The 17758-nt window shown below is 59.6% G+C and carries 17 protein-coding genes; 5 read left to right on the top strand and 12 right to left on the bottom strand.

Features of this window, described 5'->3' with window-relative positions:
- Nucleotides 1–10: 10 nt before the first annotated feature.
- On the bottom strand, nucleotides 11–709 hold the full coding sequence (locus AACY30_RS17900) for a CoA transferase subunit A (RefSeq protein ID WP_339420117.1): 699 nt from the start codon (nucleotides 707–709) through the stop codon (nucleotides 11–13).
- 188 nt (nucleotides 710–897) lie between these two features.
- On the opposite strand from AACY30_RS17900, the gene AACY30_RS17895 reads away from it, so the two are divergent.
- Nucleotides 898–1803 (top strand): LysR family transcriptional regulator, encoded by a 906-nt coding sequence (locus AACY30_RS17895; RefSeq protein ID WP_339468894.1) that lies wholly within the window; start codon nucleotides 898–900, stop codon nucleotides 1801–1803.
- A gap of 61 nt (nucleotides 1804–1864) precedes the next feature.
- On the opposite strand, the gene AACY30_RS17890 is transcribed toward AACY30_RS17895, so the two are convergent.
- From AACY30_RS17890 to AACY30_RS17865, 6 genes are all read right to left on the bottom strand, one after another.
- Complete coding sequence (locus AACY30_RS17890) at nucleotides 1865–2194, bottom strand: hypothetical protein (RefSeq protein ID WP_339420121.1); 330 nt, start codon at nucleotides 2192–2194, stop codon at nucleotides 1865–1867.
- Nucleotides 2195–2739: 545 nt separating this feature from the next.
- A complete protein-coding gene (locus AACY30_RS17885; RefSeq protein WP_339540849.1) occupies nucleotides 2740–3585 on the bottom strand; it encodes an NAD-dependent protein deacetylase in 846 nt (281 codons plus the stop codon).
- Nucleotides 3586–3593: 8 nt separating this feature from the next.
- The gene (locus tag AACY30_RS17880; RefSeq protein WP_339420123.1) at nucleotides 3594–4034 is read right to left on the bottom strand and encodes a CBS domain-containing protein; all 441 of its coding nucleotides are present in this window, start codon (nucleotides 4032–4034) and stop codon (nucleotides 3594–3596) included.
- Nucleotides 4035–4164: 130 nt separating this feature from the next.
- Nucleotides 4165–6114 (bottom strand): DNA topoisomerase III, encoded by a 1950-nt coding sequence (locus AACY30_RS17875; protein WP_339540848.1) that lies wholly within the window; start codon nucleotides 6112–6114, stop codon nucleotides 4165–4167.
- A gap of 165 nt (nucleotides 6115–6279) precedes the next feature.
- Nucleotides 6280–7905, bottom strand: a complete 1626-nt coding sequence (locus tag AACY30_RS17870; protein ID WP_339468890.1) for an MFS transporter — start codon at nucleotides 7903–7905, stop codon at nucleotides 6280–6282.
- Between the two features lie 65 nt (nucleotides 7906–7970).
- Nucleotides 7971–9617 carry a GMC family oxidoreductase gene (locus AACY30_RS17865; protein WP_339540847.1) on the bottom strand — a complete coding sequence of 549 codons (1647 nt, stop codon included), beginning with the start codon at nucleotides 9615–9617 and terminating at the stop codon, nucleotides 7971–7973.
- A 130-nt stretch (nucleotides 9618–9747) separates the two neighbouring features.
- Between AACY30_RS17865 and AACY30_RS17860 the strand changes: the two genes are divergently transcribed.
- Nucleotides 9748–10638, top strand: a complete 891-nt coding sequence (locus AACY30_RS17860; protein WP_339468888.1) for a LysR family transcriptional regulator — start codon at nucleotides 9748–9750, stop codon at nucleotides 10636–10638.
- A 47-nt stretch (nucleotides 10639–10685) separates the two neighbouring features.
- Here the strand turns inward: AACY30_RS17860 and AACY30_RS17855 are convergent, their stop codons facing one another.
- The 3 genes from AACY30_RS17855 to AACY30_RS17845 are packed head-to-tail and all read right to left on the bottom strand — an operon-like array spanning nucleotide 10686 to nucleotide 13720.
- Nucleotides 10686–11783: a DNA alkylation repair protein gene (locus AACY30_RS17855; RefSeq protein WP_339540846.1), complete on the bottom strand. Its 1098-nt coding sequence runs from the start codon at nucleotides 11781–11783 to the stop codon at nucleotides 10686–10688.
- A 21-nt stretch (nucleotides 11784–11804) separates the two neighbouring features.
- A complete protein-coding gene (locus AACY30_RS17850; protein ID WP_339540845.1) occupies nucleotides 11805–13151 on the bottom strand; it encodes a glutamine synthetase family protein in 1347 nt (448 codons plus the stop codon).
- Nucleotides 13152–13162: 11 nt separating this feature from the next.
- Complete coding sequence (locus tag AACY30_RS17845) at nucleotides 13163–13720, bottom strand: helix-turn-helix domain-containing protein (protein ID WP_339468885.1); 558 nt, start codon at nucleotides 13718–13720, stop codon at nucleotides 13163–13165.
- On the opposite strand from AACY30_RS17845, the gene AACY30_RS17840 reads away from it, so the two are divergent.
- From AACY30_RS17840 to AACY30_RS17830, 3 genes are all read left to right on the top strand, one after another.
- Nucleotides 13709–14134 carry a nuclear transport factor 2 family protein gene (locus AACY30_RS17840; RefSeq protein ID WP_339540844.1) on the top strand — a complete coding sequence of 142 codons (426 nt, stop codon included), beginning with the start codon at nucleotides 13709–13711 and terminating at the stop codon, nucleotides 14132–14134. The genes AACY30_RS17845 and AACY30_RS17840 overlap by 12 nt on opposite strands.
- 85 nt (nucleotides 14135–14219) lie before the next feature.
- On the top strand, nucleotides 14220–14528 hold the full coding sequence (locus tag AACY30_RS17835; RefSeq protein ID WP_339420135.1) for an RcnB family protein: 309 nt from the start codon (nucleotides 14220–14222) through the stop codon (nucleotides 14526–14528).
- 77 nt (nucleotides 14529–14605) lie between these two features.
- Nucleotides 14606–15799 (top strand): MFS transporter, encoded by a 1194-nt coding sequence (locus AACY30_RS17830; protein ID WP_339540843.1) that lies wholly within the window; start codon nucleotides 14606–14608, stop codon nucleotides 15797–15799.
- On the opposite strand, the gene AACY30_RS17825 is transcribed toward AACY30_RS17830, so the two are convergent.
- Nucleotides 15762–16034: a DUF1652 domain-containing protein gene (locus tag AACY30_RS17825; RefSeq protein WP_339468881.1), complete on the bottom strand. Its 273-nt coding sequence runs from the start codon at nucleotides 16032–16034 to the stop codon at nucleotides 15762–15764. The genes AACY30_RS17830 and AACY30_RS17825 overlap by 38 nt on opposite strands.
- 132 nt (nucleotides 16035–16166) lie before the next feature.
- A complete protein-coding gene (locus AACY30_RS17820) occupies nucleotides 16167–17660 on the bottom strand; it encodes a helix-turn-helix transcriptional regulator (RefSeq protein WP_339468880.1) in 1494 nt (497 codons plus the stop codon).
- Nucleotides 17661–17758: the final 98 nt, after the last annotated feature.

Below are 17758 nucleotides of genomic sequence, written 5' to 3'. Positions count from 1 at the left end.
TGGAGGCGGATTATTTGCGCACGGTGCGCTGTTCGATGCGCTTCTCGAACGTGCCGCAGATGATCCGGTCGACGTAGATGCCAGGTGTGTGGATCTGCGCCGGGTCCAGCTCGCCCGGTTCGACGATTTCCTCGACTTCGACCACGGTGATCTTGCCGGCGGTGGCTGCCAGCGGGTTGAAGTTCTGGGCGGTGTGGCGGTAGATGACGTTGCCGAAATGGTCGGCTTTCCAGCCTTTGACGATGGCGAAGTCACCGGTGATGGATTCTTCCATCAGGTACGGGCGACCGTTGAATTCGCGGGTTTCCTTGCCCTCGGCAACCGGGGTGCCGACGCCGGTGGCGGTAAAGAAGGCTGGGATGCCGGCGCCGCCTGCGCGCATTTTCTCGGCCAGGGTGCCTTGGGGGGTCAGCACCACTTCTATTTCGCCGCTGAGCAATTGCTTCTCGAACAGGGCGTTTTCACCGACGTAGGACGCGATCACTTTGCTGATCTGCTTTTCTTCCAGCAGCACGCCCAGGCCAAAACCGTCGACGCCGCAGTTGTTCGAAACCACGGTCAGGTTGCGGGTGCCTTTGCGCTTGATTTCGGCGATGAGGTTTTCCGGAATGCCGCACAGGCCAAAACCGCCGGAGAGGACGGTCATGCCGTCTTCAAGGCCTGCCAATGCTTCCTCGTAGGACGCCACGCGTTTATCGAAACCTGCCATATGCACCTCTATTATTGTTTGTGGGCCAGCCAATGAACCGAGTGTTGCTCTGACGGATTGATTTGTTAAGTTGTTTTTTTAGGTTGATTGATTTAGAAAACAGAATAATTGGCTTCAAGCCGCAAGCTTCAGCCTAGTCAGCGGCCGCTTTAACTTGCAGCTTTCAACCAGGCACTTGGAGCTTACCCATGACCGTTAAACAGATGAGGGCGTTTCTCGCCGTGGCCCAGAGCCTGAGTTTTGCCGCCGCCTGCGAGCGCCTGCATCTTTCCCAATCGGCGCTGAGCCTGACCATCAAGGGGCTGGAAGAAGGGTTGGGCGGGCGCCTGTTCAGTCGCAATACGCGTAACGTTGCGTTGACCCCTGAAGGCGAATCCCTGTTGCCCCTGGCGCGCCGACTGATTGCCGACTGGGACAACGCCGAAGACGAACTGCGCCAGCGCTTCACCTTGCAGCGGGGGCGCGTCACGGTGGCGGCGATGCCGTCGTTTGCCGGCAATTTGCTGCCGCCGATCCTGAAAATATTCCGCGCGCGTTACCCTCAGGTAAATGTGACCGTGCATGACTTGATCAATGAGCAGGTGCTGGAGATGGTCCGCGATCGCCAGGTGGAGCTGGGCGTGGCATTCGAGCCCTCCGCAGGATCATCGCTGGCGTTTACCCCACTGTACCTGGACCGGTTTATTGCGGTTGTGCCGGGTGACTCAGTCTTGGCGCAATGCACAGAAATCGATTGGAAAATCCTGCTGGAGCAGCCGTTCATTACGCTGCAACGGCCTTCGACGGTGCGGGTGATGCTGGAAGAACACCTGGGCGCCCTGCAGATGAAGTTGCCTGTAGCACTGGAGAGTCATCAACTGGCGACAGTGGGCAAGATGGTGGCGAATGGTTTGGGTGTCAGTGCCGTACCTGCATTGTGCGCGCGGCAGATGGTCGAGGCGGGTGCCCATTGCATCACCTTGAGCAATCCGGTGATTGAACGGCCGATTGGGGTGCTGACCAAGCCAGGGCATGAACTTTCGGCGGCAGCGCAGGTGCTGTTTGATATTTTTTGCGATGAGGCGGGGAAGGGACGATTACCCGCGTTGTTATAAAACACGTATTAAAAAGCCCGCTCGAATTAACGAGCGGGCTTCAATGTTTAAGGCTGTGTAATCAGCAGTATCTATCAATCACTTTAATCTGCGATTGGCCGTTGAGGTTCTGCCATTCGGTATTAAGTGTGTGGAAGACCTGTTCGATAAAGTTGCGATCGGCAGCAGCCTTCTTGCCAACATAACCCTGGCCACGGCGGTACATCTTCAGGCGTGCAGCCAGTTCACGGTTATTGCGGTCGAACTCGGCTTCTTCGGTATGGGGCGCCAGGCAGTCAATTTGGACTTCGCCCGATTTGCCAATCCACAGGATATGGTCGTCGAGCGTGTCTTTTTGCGCTGCGAACATCTCAGCCAATTCATCGATAGTGGGTTGGTTGTTCAGATTCATGTGTAAGCCCCTTGACCAGTTGGCGATCTATCAATTGATTCGTTAAAACTGCTTAGTTGTCTCCGGTTTTGAAAACCGGGCGTCAGCGACTGTCTGCCGAATACGGGCAGGGTCTTGAACCTGATGCATGTAGTCTTGCTGATGAACTGCTACGCAATGCTTTCTCAACGAAGACAAGCAGCACTTGCGCTCCTTGTACCGATCCTCTCGGGCCGGTCAGCTTCATCAATCCGCCTTGTGGGCAGTGCACATCCGGAAAAAACAGCTCGGCGGTCAGACGAGCTCTTTCAAAACGCTTGTTGCCAACGCTCCCGATCCGGGAGACGTCTCGATAATGCAAGGACAAAAACGTTACGTCAACGATTATGTAGTGATTATTTTTGGTCACTACATAATTTGTTGTGGGGGCGGGGTAATGCGGAGAAACGTGACTTGGGCGTCATTTTTTGGAAGGGTGGGTCGTAGGCTTTCCGTCGCTAATTCACCGCATCACCCATGGGGGAGCGAGCACGCCCGCCCCACATTTTTGAATTGCAGTGTTTTTGCTATTGCAATCGTTCAGCCAATAACGGCAACAGCAGCTCGCAGGACGCTTCGATCTTCACCTGCAGCAGCTCATCCCCCCGAGTCTTGCCCAGGTTGATGGCGATCACCGGTTTGCCTTGCTCGACCATCGCTTTGCACAGACGAAACGCCGAATAGGCCATGAGCGACGAACCCACTACCAGCAAACCTTGCGCATGTTCCACCGCAGCCATTGCCTTGGCCGCTGTCGGCGGGGCTACGTTTTCGCCAAAAAACACCACGTCCGGCTTCAAGCGTTCGCCGTTGCAATGGGGGCAGCGGGGGACCTGGAAGCGCTCTTCGAAGGCCGGGTCCAGCAAGGTGTCGCCATCGGGCGCTTGCACGGCATCGACGCCGGCCAGGTAGGGATTTTCGATTTCCATCACGTGCTGGATCACATCACGCCTGCTGTGTTGCAGGCAATCCAGGCACAGTACCCGGTGCAGGCTGCCGTGCAGTTCGATCACTTCATCGCTTCCGGCTTGATCATGCAGGGTATCGACGTTTTGGGTGATCAGCCCGCTGACGCGCTCCCGATGCTGCAGTGTCGCCAGCGCCAGGTGGGCCTTGTTCGGTTGCGCAATGCGTACCCTCGGCCACCCGAGCATCGCCCGCGCCCAATAACGGCGCCGCGCCTGCGGGGTGGCGAGGAACTCTTGATACATCATTGGCGCTTTACCTCGGCGCACGCCTTCGCTGTCGCGGTAGTCGGGAATGCCCGACGACGTGCTGATCCCCGCACCGGTCAGCACCACAAAGCGCCGTTCGGCCATGGCTCGCTGCAGGGTGTCGAGGTGATCCTCTTGATGTTCCAGCGTGTCGAGCATGGGTTCCCCTATTCGCCGCGGATGTATTGCTCCAGCTGTTTGATCAGGTCAGCCTGTTCGGCAATGGCTTCTTTCACCAAGTCACCGATGGACAGCAGGCCCAGCAGTTTGCCTTCTTCCACTACAGGCAAGTGGCGCAGGTGACTGTCGGTCATGATGTTCATGCATTCATCGACGCTCTTGTGGGTGTCGACGGTTATCACCGGAGAGCTCATCACCTCATGGACTTTTGTGGTGACCGACGATAGTCCCTTAAGCATGATTTTGCGTGCGTAATCGCGTTCACTGATGATCCCTACCACCACGCCATCCTGGACGACCGGCAAGGCCCCGACGTTTTTCTCCGACATCCGCACCAGTGCTTCAAACACGGTATGGTCATGTTTGATGGTATGGACGTCCTGGTTTTTCTGGTCCTTGGCTTTGAGCACTTGTGCAACGGTTTTCATGGCGGCCACTCCGGTGTTGTTGTTAGGAAGTCCAAGTCTCTTTAAGAATCCTAGACGGCCCGCGCGAGGGCAAGGTCCAAAGCGGCGTTAAACCCGTCGAAAAACGTCATTCGCCGGATTTTTTCGGTGTTTACCCGGCATTTGTAGGCTTTCTTGCCCGCTTGGGGCTGGCTACGGTTTTGCGTGGCGCGCTTTTGCGTTTCTTTTTCCACGGCGCGGCGCCTTTGCCTGCCGGGCTGGCCGGGCCAGTGATGGTCATGCGCATGCCATTGCAGCGCGCGACTTGCTTGCTCATCCAGGCTGCCTGTTTGGCGACGAACTCCTCCAGGCTCATTTCGCCGCTTTGCACCATATCCAGGGCCTGCTCCCAGATCGCGGTAGTGCCTGGGTCGGCGATGGCGCGGGGCACCGCGTCGATCAGGCTGAATGCCGCCGGGGTAGCCGACAGCGCCTTGCCATTCTTCACCAGGTAACCACGGTCCAGCAGGCCCTGGATAATCCCGGCGCGGGTGGCTTCGGTGCCAATACCGGTAGTGTCCTTGAGCTTTTGCTTGAGCAGCGGGTCTTCCACCAGCTTGGCGACGTTTTTCATTGCCTTGATCAGGTCGCCTTCGGTAAAGGGCTTGGGCGGTTGGGTCCACAAGTCCTTGAGGTTGACCTTGGCCACCGCGTAATCCTGGCCCTGCACCAATGTCGGCAGCGCTTGGGGGACCGGCGCCTCACGTCCCTTGGCTGGCGCCAGGGCTTCGGGCAAGGCGCGTTTCCAGCCGGGCTCGATCACCACTTTGCCCACTGCGCGCAACGCTTGGCCGGCACAGTCAAAATCCGCCTGGGTACGATCGTATTCATGGTTGGGCAGAAACTGCGCCAGGTAACGCGCGCGAATCAAGGTGTAGACCGCACGATGCTTGCCCGAGAGTTGACCCACGTCCTTGCCGGCGCCGGTAGGAATGATGCCGTGGTGGGCGCTCACCTTGGCGTCGTTCCATGCCCGCGAGCGCCGCTGGGCATCGATATGCGGCATCAACTCGTTCACCGCTGCATCGGCGCGCCCCAGTGCGGCAAGGATCTTCGGTGCTTCACTGTGCTGACTTACCGGCAGGTAGCCGCAATCGCTGCGCGGATAGGTGATGACTTTGTGCGTTTCATACAGCGACTGAGCGATATCCAGGGTTTCCTGCGCGCCGAGCCCGAGTTTCTTGGAGCAGATTTCCTGCAGGGTGCCCAGGTCGAAGGGCAGGGGCGCCACTTCGCGCATGCGCTCGGTACGCAACTTCACCAGCCGTGCGCTGGGGGCATTGCGCATGGCATCAGCGGCGTCCCGCGCCACTTGCAGGTTGAGGCAGCGGCCCTGGTCATCACAGGTGTCCTCGGCCGCACGCCATTGGGCGGTGAAGGTCATGCGCTCATGGTGCAGGTCGACATCGATGGCCCAGTAAGCCACCGGTACGAAGTCGGCAATGCTGCGGTCGCGGTCCACGACCAGGCGCAAGGTCGGTGTTTGCACGCGGCCTACTGGCAGCACGCCTTGATAACCCGACTGGCGCCCAAGCAATGTAAACAGGCGGCTCATGTTCATGCCGATCAGCCAGTCGGCGCGTGAGCGGCCCAGGGCCGAATGATACAGGCTGAAAGTCTCGGTGCCTGGCTTGAGGGACGCCAGGGCCTTGCGAATGGAGGCATCGTCCAGCGCCGACAGCCACAGCCGCTGGATCGGCCCGCGATAGCGACAATGCTCCACCAGTTCGCGCGCAATCATCTCGCCTTCACGGTCGGCGTCGGTGGCAATTACCAACGCCTGCGCTTCTCCCAGCAAACGCTTGACCGCCTTGAATTGGCTGGCGGTCTTGGGCTTGACGCGCATCTTCCATTTTTCCGGGACGATCGGCAGGTCGGCCAGCACCCAGCGCTTGTACTTGGCGTCGTAGGCATCCGGCGGGGCGGTTTCCAGCAGGTGGCCGATGCACCAAGTGACGGTGACCCCATTGCCCAGCCAGCACCCATCGCCGCGCCGGTTGGCGCCGAGCACGGCCGCGATATCCTTGGCCTGGGAGGGTTTTTCACAGAGGTACAGCCGCATGGTCATCACATCAGATCGGGTTGATGCTGTGCAGGATGCTTAGTAAGCGGCGTTGGGGCAACCATTATCTGTATGGATGTACAGCTGAAAGTTTCAAGCGACAAGCTGCAAGAAAGAGCCCATTGCCTTTTACTTGCTGCTTGTCGCTTGCCCCTTGAAGCTTATTCAGTTGTTATCAATGTCCACGTGCCGCGTTTCTTTGAGGCAAATCAACCCCACAATCAGGCTCACCCCGGTCACCACCACCGGGTACCACAAGCCATAGAAAATATCGCCGGTGTACACCACCAAGGCAAACGATACGGTCGGCAGGAACCCGCCAAACCAGCCGTTACCAATGTGGTAGGGCAGCGACATCGAGGTGTAGCGGATACGCGTCGGAAACAGTTCCACCATCAGCGCTGCCAGTGGGCCGTAGCACATGGCGGCGATCAGGATCAGCGCCACGATCAGCACCACTACCATCACCTTATTGACCTGGGCCATATCCGCCGAAGACGGATAACCGGCCAGGGTCACGGCGCCACGCAGGGCTTTTTCGTCAAACCCATCGATACGCACGTCGCCCACACTCACCTGCACCGGGCTGCCCGCCGGTGCGGCAGCGCTGCTGTAGGGCAGGCCTTGCTTGACGAGGAAGGTCTTGACCTTGTCGCACGGGCTGTCAAATTTCGCCTTGCCCACCGGGTCGAACTGGAAAGTACAGGTGGCCGGGTCGGCCAGTACGGTGATTGGGGCCTGGCGGCTGGCCTGGTCCATTGCCGGGTTGGTGTAGTGCGCCAGGCTCTTGAAGATCGGGAAGTACAGCGCGGTTGCCAGCAGCAGGCCGAGCATCAGCACCGGCTTGCGCCCCACCTTGTCTGACAGCCAGCCAAAGAAGATAAAGAACGGCGCGCCAATCACCACGCTGATGATCAACAGCATATTGGCCAGGGCAGGGTCCATCTTCAGGAACTGCGTGAGGAAGAACAGCACGTAGAACTGGGACGCGTAGAAGGTCACTGCTTGCCCGCCGTTGATGCTGAACAGCGCGATCAGCACCACCTTGAGGTTTTCCCATTTGCCGAACGACTCGCGGATCGGCGACTTGCTGGTCTTGCCTTCCTCTTTCATTTTCAGGAACGCTGGCGACTCATGCAGGCTCATGCGGATCCACGTGGAAATACCCAGCAGCACAATGGAAAACAGGAACGGAATCCGCCAGCCCCACACTTCGAACTGGTCACCGGTGAAGTAACGGCAGGCCAGTACCACCAGCAGCGACAGCAGCAAGCCGATGGTTGCGGTGGATTGAATCCAACTGGTGTGGAGCCCGCGTTTGCCGGCTGGTGCATGCTCGGCCACATAAGTCGCCGCGCCGCCGTATTCGCCGCCCAGTGCCAAGCCTTGCAGCATGCGCAGCAGGATCAGAATGATCGGTGCCGCAATGCCAATGCTGGCGTAAGTCGGCAGCAGCCCGACGCAGAAGGTCGCCAGGCCCATCAAAATGATGGTGACCAGAAAGGTGTATTTACGCCCGATCATGTCGCCCAAGCGGCCAAACACCAACGCACCGAACGGCCGCACCACAAAGCCGGCGGCAAAGGCCATCAAGGCAAAGATGAACGCCGTGGTGTCGTTGACCCCGGCAAAAAACTGCTTGCTGATCACCGCCGCCAGGGCGCCGTAGAGGAAAAAGTCATACCACTCGAACACCGTCCCGAGGGACGAGGCGAAGATGACTTTCTTTGAGTCGTTGCGGGTACTGGCGGTGGTGACCGCCGAGCCCAGGGGTTGAGCATGTTCTGACATCGGGTAGCCCTCACAGTGATTATTTATTGTTGTTCCACTGTCGGCGCCAGTTTCAGCGCCGCTATTCAGATTGCATGAACCAGTTCTTTCTCCGGGGCGAGACTCCTTGTATTCGGCGAAAGGATCAGCTGCGCGGCCTTCTCCGCGATCATCAGCGTAGGTGAACAGGTGTTGCCGGACGTAATGCGCGGCATGATCGACGCATCGGCGATGCGCAATCCAGGCACACCATGCACGCGCAGCTGGGCATCGACCACCGCGTCTTTATCGCTGCCCATGCGGCAGGTGCCGACCGGGTGGAAGATGGTCGTGCCGATGCGCGCGGCGGCCTCGTGCAGTTCGTCCTCGGTTTGCAGTGAATCGCCCGGTAGGTATTCCACCGGCTTGAATGGGCTCAGGGCCGGGGCTGCGACGATGCGGCGCGTCAGGCGGATGGCATCGGCGGCCACGCGCAAATCTTGCGGATGGCTGAGGTAGTTGGGGCGGATCAGCGGTGCGTCCGCCGGGTTGGCCGAGCGAATGTCGATACGTCCGCGACTTTGCGGGCGCAGGTCGCAGACCGACGCGGTAAACGCCGGGAACGCGTGCAGCGGCTCGCCAAAGCGCTCAAGCGACAGCGGTTGCACATGGTATTGAAGATTGGCCGAGGTTTGTTCCGGGCCCGAGCGGGCAAACGCGCCGAGCTGGCTGGGTGCCATCGACAGCGGGCCGCTGCGGTCGTACAGGTAGCGCAGGCCCATGCCCATCTTGCCCCATACGGTGCCAGCGATCTGGTTGAGGGTGCGGGCGTTTTCCAGCTTGTAGATCAGCCGCAATTGCAGGTGATCCTGCAGGTTACCGCCCACGCCCGGCAGTTCATGCAGCACGTCGATGCCCAGCGGCTTGAGCACGCTGGAAGGCCCGATCCCCGAGCGCTGCAAAATCCCCGGCGAGCCGACGGAGCCGGCGCACAGCACAATCTCTTTGCGCGCCTTCCAGCTCACCTGCTGGCCCTGCTGACGACCAACCACCTGTGAGGCTCGGCCGTTTTCCAGCAGCACGCGGTCTACTTCCACTTCGGTCAGCACGGTGAGATTGGGGCGCTGACGGATCGGCTTGAGAAATGCCTTGGCCGCGTTCCAGCGCACACCGGCTTTCTGGTTGACCTGGAAATAGCCGCAGCCTTCGTTGTCGCCCTGATTGAAGTCGCTGATCGGCGCGATGCCACTTTGCGCCGCCGCGTCACGAAAGGCGTCGAGGATCGGCCAGTGCAGGCGCTGTTGTTCGACTCGCCACTCACCCCCATTGCTATGGAATTCGGAGCCACCGGCAAAATGATTTTCGCTCTGTTTGAACAACGGCAGCACGTCTTTCCAGGCCCAGCCGGCGTTGCCTTCTGCCGCCCAGCCGTCGTAATCCTGGGCCTGGCCGCGCATGTAGATCATGCCGTTGATCGATGAGCAGCCGCCCAGCACCTTACCGCGTGGATAGCTCAGTGCACGGCCTTGCAGGCCTTCCTGGGCTTCGGTCTTGAAGCACCAGTCGGTGCGCGGGTTGCCGATGCAGAACAGGTAACCGACGGGGATATGGATCCAGGGGTAGTTGTCGCGGCCGCCGGCTTCAAGCAGTAGCACGCGGTGAGCGGGGTTGGCGGACAGACGATTGGCGAGCAGGCAGCCCGCGGGGCCGGCGCCTACGACGATGTAATCGTATTCAGCAGTTGCAATGGGCATCTGAAGGTCTCGCTTGTTTTTCTTATTGGCTCCATCCTAGTTGTTAGTTTTCGTCTTAAAAATGTTAGTTTTTACCCAGCTGCTGTGCGTTTTTAAACAGTACGACCCCGTGTCACGCAATGGAGGCGCCATGTTCGATTGGAATGACCTGCGGTACTTTCTTGAGTTGCAGCGCAGCGGCCGCCTACTCACCGCCGCGCAACGTCTGAAAACCACCCATGCCACCGTGGCACGGCACATCGAGGCGATCGAGAAAAGCCTCGGTACTGCGCTGTTCGTTCAGCATGCCCAAGGCTACGAACTGACCCCTGCCGGCGAAGCCTTGCTCAAACACGCCGAAGCCATGGAAAACGTCGCGCTGCTGGCTGAAGACGAACTGACCCACTCCGCCGCGCCTTTGGGCAAGATCCGCCTGGGCGTCGCCGAAGGGCTGGGCGTGATGTTCCTGGCCAGCCGCATGGGCGGGCTTTTCGAACGCTACCCCGGGCTGGAAGTGGAGCTGGTTGCAGTGCCGCGCTTTGTCAGCATCCTCAACCGCGAGGCGGAAATCAGCATCCACCTTGAACGGCCCAGCGTCGATCAATTGGTCACCCGCAAACTCACCGACTACCGCCTGGCCCTCTACGCCAGCCGCGCCTACCTGGACCGTAACCCGCCGATCGAAAAGCGCGAAGACCTCGCGGTGCATTCGTGGATCGATTACGTCGACGACCTGCTGTTCAGCCAGGAACTGAAGTTCCTCAGCAGCTTCTGCCGCAACCCCAAAGTGGTGTTCCACAGCACCAGCGTGATAGCCCAGCACCAGGCGGCACGCTCAGGGTTGGGCATTGCGGTGTTGCCGTGTTTCATGGCCTCGGCTGATCCGGATCTGGTGGCTTTGCTGCCGGGGGAGGGAATTCAGCGCAGCTACTGGATCAGTTCGCGGCGGGAGTTGCACAAGTCAGTGCGGTTGCGGGTGTTGTGGGATTACGTGGTGGAGTTGTGCGCGCGGGAGCAAAGCTTGCTCCTCGGCGAGATCTGACTGAACGGATCAAAACTGTGGGAACTGTGCAGATTCACTCAATCGTGTCAGGCGCGCAACTCGAACTCTGCGCTGCCCAACCGCTCTCCATTCACCAACACGTGCACGCTATGCCTGCCGGGGTAATGCCTGCGCGTGGTCAGCTCGCGAATATGCTGCTCGCGCCGGATGCTGAGGTGTTCCCCAGCGCCGAGGGTAAGCGTCTTGAGTTTGAACACCTTTGCCGCGCTGTGCCCGGCACTTTTCACATAGTCGATCGCGTAATCCACCACCAGTTTCTGTGGGGCGGCGGCGGTTGATTCCAGGCTGAAGGACAGCTCGATCCGTTCCCCCAGGTTGATCACCGCCGGCGTCACCTTGAGGTCATGGATATTCACCTCGGCCCTGGCCCCGGCGCCCATGATCGTCAGCGCCCGGGTGTTGCCTTGCTTGATCAGGCTGCGCAAGGCGTGGCGGGCGATCCAGGCGGTGTGCGGGTTGTCCAGGTTCCAGCCCTCGATCAGGCTGAGCACCCACTCCGGGTGGTCCTTGGTGATGTCGTTGAGGTGGTTGGCCACGGACTTGCGCACATAAAGGCTGCCGTCGGCCTTGAGGTTGTCGAGGATCGACGCGCACAGTTCAGGGTTCGCCTGGATTTCGGCCAGGCGGAACGACCACGGCAGACGCGGCCGCGAGCCTTCGCTGGCGAGGCGGCGCACGTGTTCGTTGTCATCCAGCGACCATGTCTGCATCACCGCCAACGTGCGCTGGAAGTCATCCAGCAGGAAGTGGCGGATGGCGAATTCGGCGGAGCCAAAGGTGGTGAAGTATTTGAGTGCAGCCATGGAGCGCTTGAAGTCATCCCGCCCGTAATTCGCCACGAAGTGCGGCAGGAACAGGCTGACGAACGCGCTGTTCAGGCGCGGGGCGAGGGCGTAAAGCAGCTTGAGGGTGTGCGCATAATCCAGCGGGATCACTGCATGCAGGCTCTCGCTGACCCGCGCCATGCGCTGCATCACCGACAACTCCGTCAGCCCGGACTTGGCGTGCTGGAGGAAGCCCTTGGCGTCGAACGCCGGGTACACCGCCGTCATTTGCGTGGCGATGTGGTGCAGGCGTTCGACGTTGAAGATTTCCTTGAGGGCCGGGGCGCTTTGGTCAGTCATCGGTGATTCCATAGGGGATGTTTAGAGAAACCAGCGGTATTCCCGCGCAGGGATCTCTTGCTGGAAAGCCAAGTGGTCCTGGCGTTTGTTCTCGCAGTACACGTCGACAAATTCGGCGCCCAGCTTATCGCGCAGTACCGGTTGATGTTGCATGGCGCGCACGGCGTCGAGCATTTCCAGGGGGAAGTCGGTACCGCTGGTGCGATCTTCGTTCAGTGGGGCGATGGGTTCGCGCTTGGCTTCAAGACCGTGCTCCAAGCCCACCAGGATCGCCGCCAGCACTAGGTACGGGTTGGCATCCGCACTCGCCAGGCGATGCTCTATGCGCAGGTTGCGCGGGTCGGACTCTGGGATGCGCACGCACGCGTCACGGTCTTCAAAGCCCCAACTGGCGCGCGTTGCCGCGTTGACCGTGCCGCCCAGGCGGCGAAAGGCGTTGTGGTTGGGCGAAAAGATCGGCATGCAGTGCGGCAACAATTCCAGGCAGCCGGCCACGGCATGGCGCAATGGCTGCTGCTGGTGCGCCGCCAGCAGGTTATTGCCCGCGCCGTCATACAGGCTGACATGCACATGCATGCCGCTCCCGGGGAATTGCAGATAGGGCTTGGCCATGAAGCTCGCACGGTAACCGTGCTTGAGCGCTACGCCGCGGGTGCTGCGACAGAACAGGGCGGCCCAGTCGGCGGCGCGCATACCGTCGCCCTGGTGACCGAAGTTGATTTCGAACTGGCCGGGGCCGATTTCGGCAGTGATCACCGTGATGTCGATGCCCTGGTCCTTGGCGGTTTGCGCCATGTCGTCGAGCACTTCGCTGAAACGCGATAGCCGTTCGATATGCAGGTTGGGTTGGTCGTCGGGGTCATCACTCAGTGGGTCGCGGGCGCATTGCGGCAGGCCATTGTCGAGTTTTTTGTCGAACAGGTAGAACTCCAACTCGAACGCCACCACCGGGTGAATGCCCTTGCGTTGCAGGCGTTCCAGCACCTTGGCCAGCACTTCGCGAGGTTCGAATTCGATGGGCGCTTCGCTACCGTCTGAGGTGATCAGCATTTGGCCCAGCGGCTGCGACTCCCAGCTCACCGGCTTGAGCGTGCCCGGCACCAGACGGCGGTTGGCATCCGGATCGCCGTCGTTGAAGCAATAGTCACCAATCTTGAACAGCCCCCCCTGAACCCCCAGCAGCACGGCGTTCTGCGGCAGCTTCAGCGGGCTGCCGGCGGCGACTTTTTCCAGCATCTCGATGGGGTAACGCTTGCCGTAGAAGTGCCCTGGAATGTCCAAGGCGATCAAGTCTACGTAACGCACGTCGGGATGGTTCTGGCGAAAGGTCCGTACTTCGGCCAGTAACGTGGTGGCATGGCTTTTCACGAGTGCAGCTCCTAGTTGTAAACCCACAACACGCGGGCGGGCAGGTCGGTCAGATTGGCGTAGCGGCAATGGGCGAAGCTGGCCAGGTGGAAGCTGTCGCCGGGGCCGAGGGTGACCGGATCGGTCTCACCGTCGACCCACAGCGTCAATTCGCCCTCCAGTACAAAGCCGGCCTGCTCGGCGCGGTCGCTCATGGTTTGTTCACCGCTGTTGGCTCCGGGAGCCAATAGACTGTCGAGCATCGAAAAGGCGCCGTTCATGCTGGGCGAGACGAGGATGTCGGTGATGCCATTGGCGTAATACACCGTGCGCCGTTCGTTGGGCCGGGTGATCCAGTCCACCGCCTTGGGTTTGGCCTGGCTGTAGAAGTAGGTGGTCGGTACATCAAGGGCGTGGCTGATAGCGGTGAGGTCCGCCACGGTCGGGCGCGACAGGCCGCGTTCGACCTGGGACAGGAAACCCACGGATCGCTCGATTTTCTGCGCGAGCTGGGCGAGGGTAAGCTTCTTGTGCTTGCGCAGATCGTGGATCAGTGCGGCCAGGGTGGCGAGTTCTTCTTGTGGGGTCATGAAATTTATTTCGATAAATTTCATGAAAAATTACATGATTTATTTCACGGAGGCAATGGAATGGATTTAGACGCGCACTTATTTGAGCTTGAACAGGGGCTGCAGCAAACGGCTACCCGTTCGAATGCGACGCGGTTGGCGGAGCTATTGGCGGATGATTTTGTTGAGTTTGGTGCCAGTGGAAATGTGTGGGGCAGCAAGGCAGAGGTGATTTCCGGACTGCAGGATGAGGTGTTTTCTGCGCGCTGTATAACTGATTTCACGGTGAAAAGGCTGACTGAAGGTGTGGCTCTGGTGACCTATCGCTCTCATCGGGACTCAGGTGGGGCTTCGCTGCGCAGCTCGGTATGGCGAGCTGAAGAGGGGCAGTGGCGGATGGTGTTCCATCAAGGCACACCTGTGGCAGTTGGGTAGCTCACTCCGTGCCAAGGCTTGATTGAATGATCAGACCCGCCAGCGGTCCGAACCTGGGTAAGCGCCATTAATTGAAGGAGCACCCATGAAGTCCAAGTCCCTAATCGCCTGCCTGCTGGTTGCCGCCAGCCTGTCCACCGCCAGCTTTGTCGTGCACGCCGGTGATACCCCCCAGGAAACCGTGCAACCTTCGAATATCAACGCCCGTGACTTGAAAGAGGGCGACCGCGCACCGGATATGTTGATGCGCAAGGAATCAGCCGTCAGCGACTGGAAAAAACGCGGCCTCAAGCAGCCTGAAGAAGACAGCCAGTGGGCGCGGGTGGGCGATAAATTCGTCCTGCTCAAGACCACTAACGGCACCATCCTTGAGATCACTCCCGTCAAGAAATGACCTTGCTTTCTTGCCCTGTTCCTGAGTTAAGGTAGCCGGCCGTAAAGGCCGCGTTACCTTCCAGGAAAGAAAGCAGGATGCTTGCCACAATAAGAAACTACCCCCGCACCGTTAACCTGTTGCTGTCCGCCACGTTGATGCTCACGTTGGCCAAGGCGATCACGTTTCCGTACTTGGTGATTTACCTCACCAGCCACTTTGCCCTCGATATCACTCAGGTCGGTCTGGTGATCGGCAGTTCGCTGATTGTCGGCTCGCTGCTCAGCGTGTATGGCGGCTTCCTGGTCGACCGTATCAACAGCTACCGATTGCTGCTCGGCATGAGCGTGCTGTTTGTACTGGGCTTTATCGGCACGCTGCTCGCGCAGAATATCTGGGCGTTCTACAGCTGCCTGATCCTGATCAACCTGGCCTACGCGGTGATCGATATCGCGGTCAAAGCCGGTTTTGCCAGCTTGTTGCCCGAAGAGGCACGCAGCGAAGTGTTTTCCATCAAGTACACCCTGACCAATATCGGCTATGCCGTAGGGCCTTTTTTCGGGGCGATGATTGCCAAGCTGGACATCAGCTTGCCGTTTATCCTTTCGGCGCTATTGGGTGTAGGGTTTTTCCTGCTGTATTGGCGTTGGGGTGACCGCGCGCTGGCGACCGTTGATGCCACGCAAAAGCCGGTGCCCTTTCTTGCCGTTGGCCGCGTGCTGTTGCGCGACCGTCGCCTTGTCTGCTTCACCGTTGGCGGCGTGCTCAGTGCCGTGGTATTCGGTCAGTTCACTGCATGGCTGTCGCAATATTTGGTCACCACCACCACCGCCGAATACACCTACACCGTGGTCAGCGCCGTGCTGACCACCAACGCCGTGTTGGTGATTGCCCTGCAGTATGTGATTGGGCGGCGCATCTCGCATCGCTACTTGGGCCAGTGGCTGATCGCAGGACTGGGCATGTTCATGCTGGGGATCATTGGTTTTGCGCTGTCCACCAGCGTGCTGTGGTGGGTAACGGCAATGGCGGTGTTCACGGTGGGGGAGATCATCGTGTTTCCGGCCGAGTACATGTTTATCGACCGCATCGCCCCGGACCACCTGCGCGGCATGTACTACGGGGCGCAGAACCTGTCCAACCTGGGGGCTGCCCTTGGGCCGGTGTTGTGTGGGCTGGTGCTGGCCAGCTTGCCGGCCCACTACATGTTCTACATGCTGGGGGCGTTTATCATTGCGGGCGGGGTGTTCTATTTCATGGGTGCGTCGTTGAAGGCAAATCATCCAGCGTGAGCTTGCCCACGGTGTTGCATTGCAGTTCGTAACGCAGCTCTTCCACCATTTTTTCGACTTCTTGCGGGGTCTGCAGCCGGTTCGTGCTGATCCCGGTGACAACCAGGTCGACCCGGCCGGTCTCCGCGTCGTAGACCTTGAGGGTCAGCGACGCGTCCCGGCACAGGGTGAATTCGCACGTCAGTGGCGACAGACCTTCTTCGATGCAATTGCGCAGTTGAGAGAGGGTAAACATGTGGGTTCCTTCAGGGTGTAAATGCGGTGGCACACGATCAAAGCCTTGTGCCCACGCCCTGAAGATTAGGGTTTACTTGCCCGCGTCATAAGTTGAATTCGCACTAGACGCACTAGTGCATTTGCACCGCGTTCACTTGTTCTTGAGCCGCAATTCGCGGGCAAACAGTCCGCGTTCGCGGGCCCAAACGATCGCTGCACTACGACTATGCACCCCCAGCTTGGAGTACACCGTGGCCACATGGTTACGCACCGTGTTGGGCGCCAGTTTGAGGCGCGAGGCAATTTCCTTGTCAGCCAGCCCTTCGCAGATCAACCCCAAAACATCCCGCTCACGGGCCGTGAGGTCGGTGAACGCGACATTCGGCAGGTTGGGGCTGTTGACGCTTTTGGCGTTCGCCAGTTTCTCGATCAGTGTCTGGCTGAACCATGAAGCGTCTTGCATGACTTCCTCGATGGCGGCCACCAGTTCCAGCTCCGAGCGCTTGCGTTCGGTGATGTTCATCAGCACCAGCAGGTAGCAGGGCACATCCTGAATGATCACGGTGTCGGCGGACACGACACAGTCGATAACCTCATCGCCTTTCTTGCGCACCTTCAAGTCCTGGCCGTCAACGCTTCCGGCTTTTTCCAGGGTGGTGAACAACAGGGCGCCAGCCGTTGCGCTGTCGATAAAACCAATGTCTTCGATGGCCTTGCCGATCAATTCTTCGCTGGTGTACCCCGTGATCGTCATGAACGCCTCATTCACATCCACCACTTGGCGGTTGGCGGCGCTGCAGACCAACGTCGGCACCGGGGTCAGGCGAAATGATTTGGCAAACCGTTCTTCACTCTGGCGCAGCGCGGTTTCGGCCTTGCGCCGAGGCTCCAGGTCAGTGAAGGAGAACAGCATGCAGGCCTCTTCGTTCATGTCCAGCGGCTGGCCGGCGGCGATCACCAGTTTGCTGCCGCCTTCGGGCAATCTCAGTTCGGCCTGCATCTGCGGTATGGTCGCGCCATCGCCCAAGCGCTGGATCGCCAGGCCCTTGCGCTCGGCCTGCTCCAGTACGTCCAGCTCATAGACGGACTTGCCGATGACTTGGTCGCGGTTGTAACCGGTCATCTCCAGAAAGCCTTGGTTGACCTTGATATAGCGCAAGTCGCTCAGACGGCAGATCACCGCAGGCGCCGGGTTGGCGTTGAAGGTTTTCTCGAAGCGCTGCTCGGCACTGGCCCATTCGGTAGCGTCGCTGAGGATCAGTACCAGCAGCTCCGGTTCGCCACGCGAGTCGGCGATCACCAGGCTGCGCAGGCGGTGTACCCAGGTTTTGTCCGAATCGGCGTTTGGAATCACCTCCACCACGACGTCGCTGAATTCGTCGCCAGCGGCAGCACGGGCCAGGGGATAGTTTTCCGGCAGCAGTGGGTGATTGTTGCGATAGCGCAGCGTGAAGCGCTCGGCATACTCCCGCGCATCCGCGCCTAGCCCCATCACGTCGCCCACGCCGTGCATGGTCAGTGCGGCTTCGTTGGCCCACAGGATGGTCTGGTCGACCTCGGCGAGAATGATCCCATCGGATAACCCGGAAATGATCTGCTGCAGTTGGCGGCGGTTGGTTTCTTTAGCGAGGACGTCCTGGCTCATGATTTCTCCGGAAAAAAGCGCATAAAAACTCCGACATGCACGCTTCAGGATAGTGCAGAGAAAGTGAGGGGGACGGAGTGCGAATGCATCAGGCAATC

It is taken from the genome of Pseudomonas sp. RA_5y_Pfl1_P24 (assembly GCF_963970945.1).
GTDB lineage: Bacteria > Pseudomonadota > Gammaproteobacteria > Pseudomonadales > Pseudomonadaceae > Aquipseudomonas > Aquipseudomonas tritici.
This window is presented reverse-complemented; position numbering and strand designations above follow the sequence as displayed.

Bases quoted from the DNA above. Each gene is read 5' to 3' on its own strand.
- AACY30_RS17825 (WP_339468881.1), bottom strand. From the start codon at position 16,034: ATGTTTACCCTCTCTCAACTGCGCAATTGCATCGAAGAAGGTCTGTCG.
- AACY30_RS17875 (WP_339540848.1), bottom strand. From the start codon at position 6,114: ATGCGGCTGTACCTCTGTGAAAAACCCTCCCAGGCCAAGGATATCGCG.
- AACY30_RS17830 (WP_339540843.1), top strand. From the start codon at position 14,606: ATGCTTGCCACAATAAGAAACTACCCCCGCACCGTTAACCTGTTGCTG.
- AACY30_RS17895 (WP_339468894.1), top strand. From the start codon at position 898: ATGACCGTTAAACAGATGAGGGCGTTTCTCGCCGTGGCCCAGAGCCTG.
- AACY30_RS17820 (WP_339468880.1), bottom strand. From the start codon at position 17,660: ATGAGCCAGGACGTCCTCGCTAAAGAAACCAACCGCCGCCAACTGCAG.
- AACY30_RS17870 (WP_339468890.1), bottom strand. From the start codon at position 7,905: ATGTCAGAACATGCTCAACCCCTGGGCTCGGCGGTCACCACCGCCAGT.
- AACY30_RS17835 (WP_339420135.1), top strand. From the start codon at position 14,220: ATGAAGTCCAAGTCCCTAATCGCCTGCCTGCTGGTTGCCGCCAGCCTG.
- AACY30_RS17880 (WP_339420123.1), bottom strand. From the start codon at position 4,034: ATGAAAACCGTTGCACAAGTGCTCAAAGCCAAGGACCAGAAAAACCAG.
- AACY30_RS17900 (WP_339420117.1), bottom strand. From the start codon at position 709: ATGGCAGGTTTCGATAAACGCGTGGCGTCCTACGAGGAAGCATTGGCA.
- AACY30_RS17885 (WP_339540849.1), bottom strand. From the start codon at position 3,585: ATGCTCGACACGCTGGAACATCAAGAGGATCACCTCGACACCCTGCAG.
- AACY30_RS17860 (WP_339468888.1), top strand. From the start codon at position 9,748: ATGTTCGATTGGAATGACCTGCGGTACTTTCTTGAGTTGCAGCGCAGC.
- AACY30_RS17865 (WP_339540847.1), bottom strand. From the start codon at position 9,617: ATGCCCATTGCAACTGCTGAATACGATTACATCGTCGTAGGCGCCGGC.
- AACY30_RS17845 (WP_339468885.1), bottom strand. From the start codon at position 13,720: ATGACCCCACAAGAAGAACTCGCCACCCTGGCCGCACTGATCCACGAT.
- AACY30_RS17855 (WP_339540846.1), bottom strand. From the start codon at position 11,783: ATGACTGACCAAAGCGCCCCGGCCCTCAAGGAAATCTTCAACGTCGAA.
- AACY30_RS17890 (WP_339420121.1), bottom strand. From the start codon at position 2,194: ATGAATCTGAACAACCAACCCACTATCGATGAATTGGCTGAGATGTTC.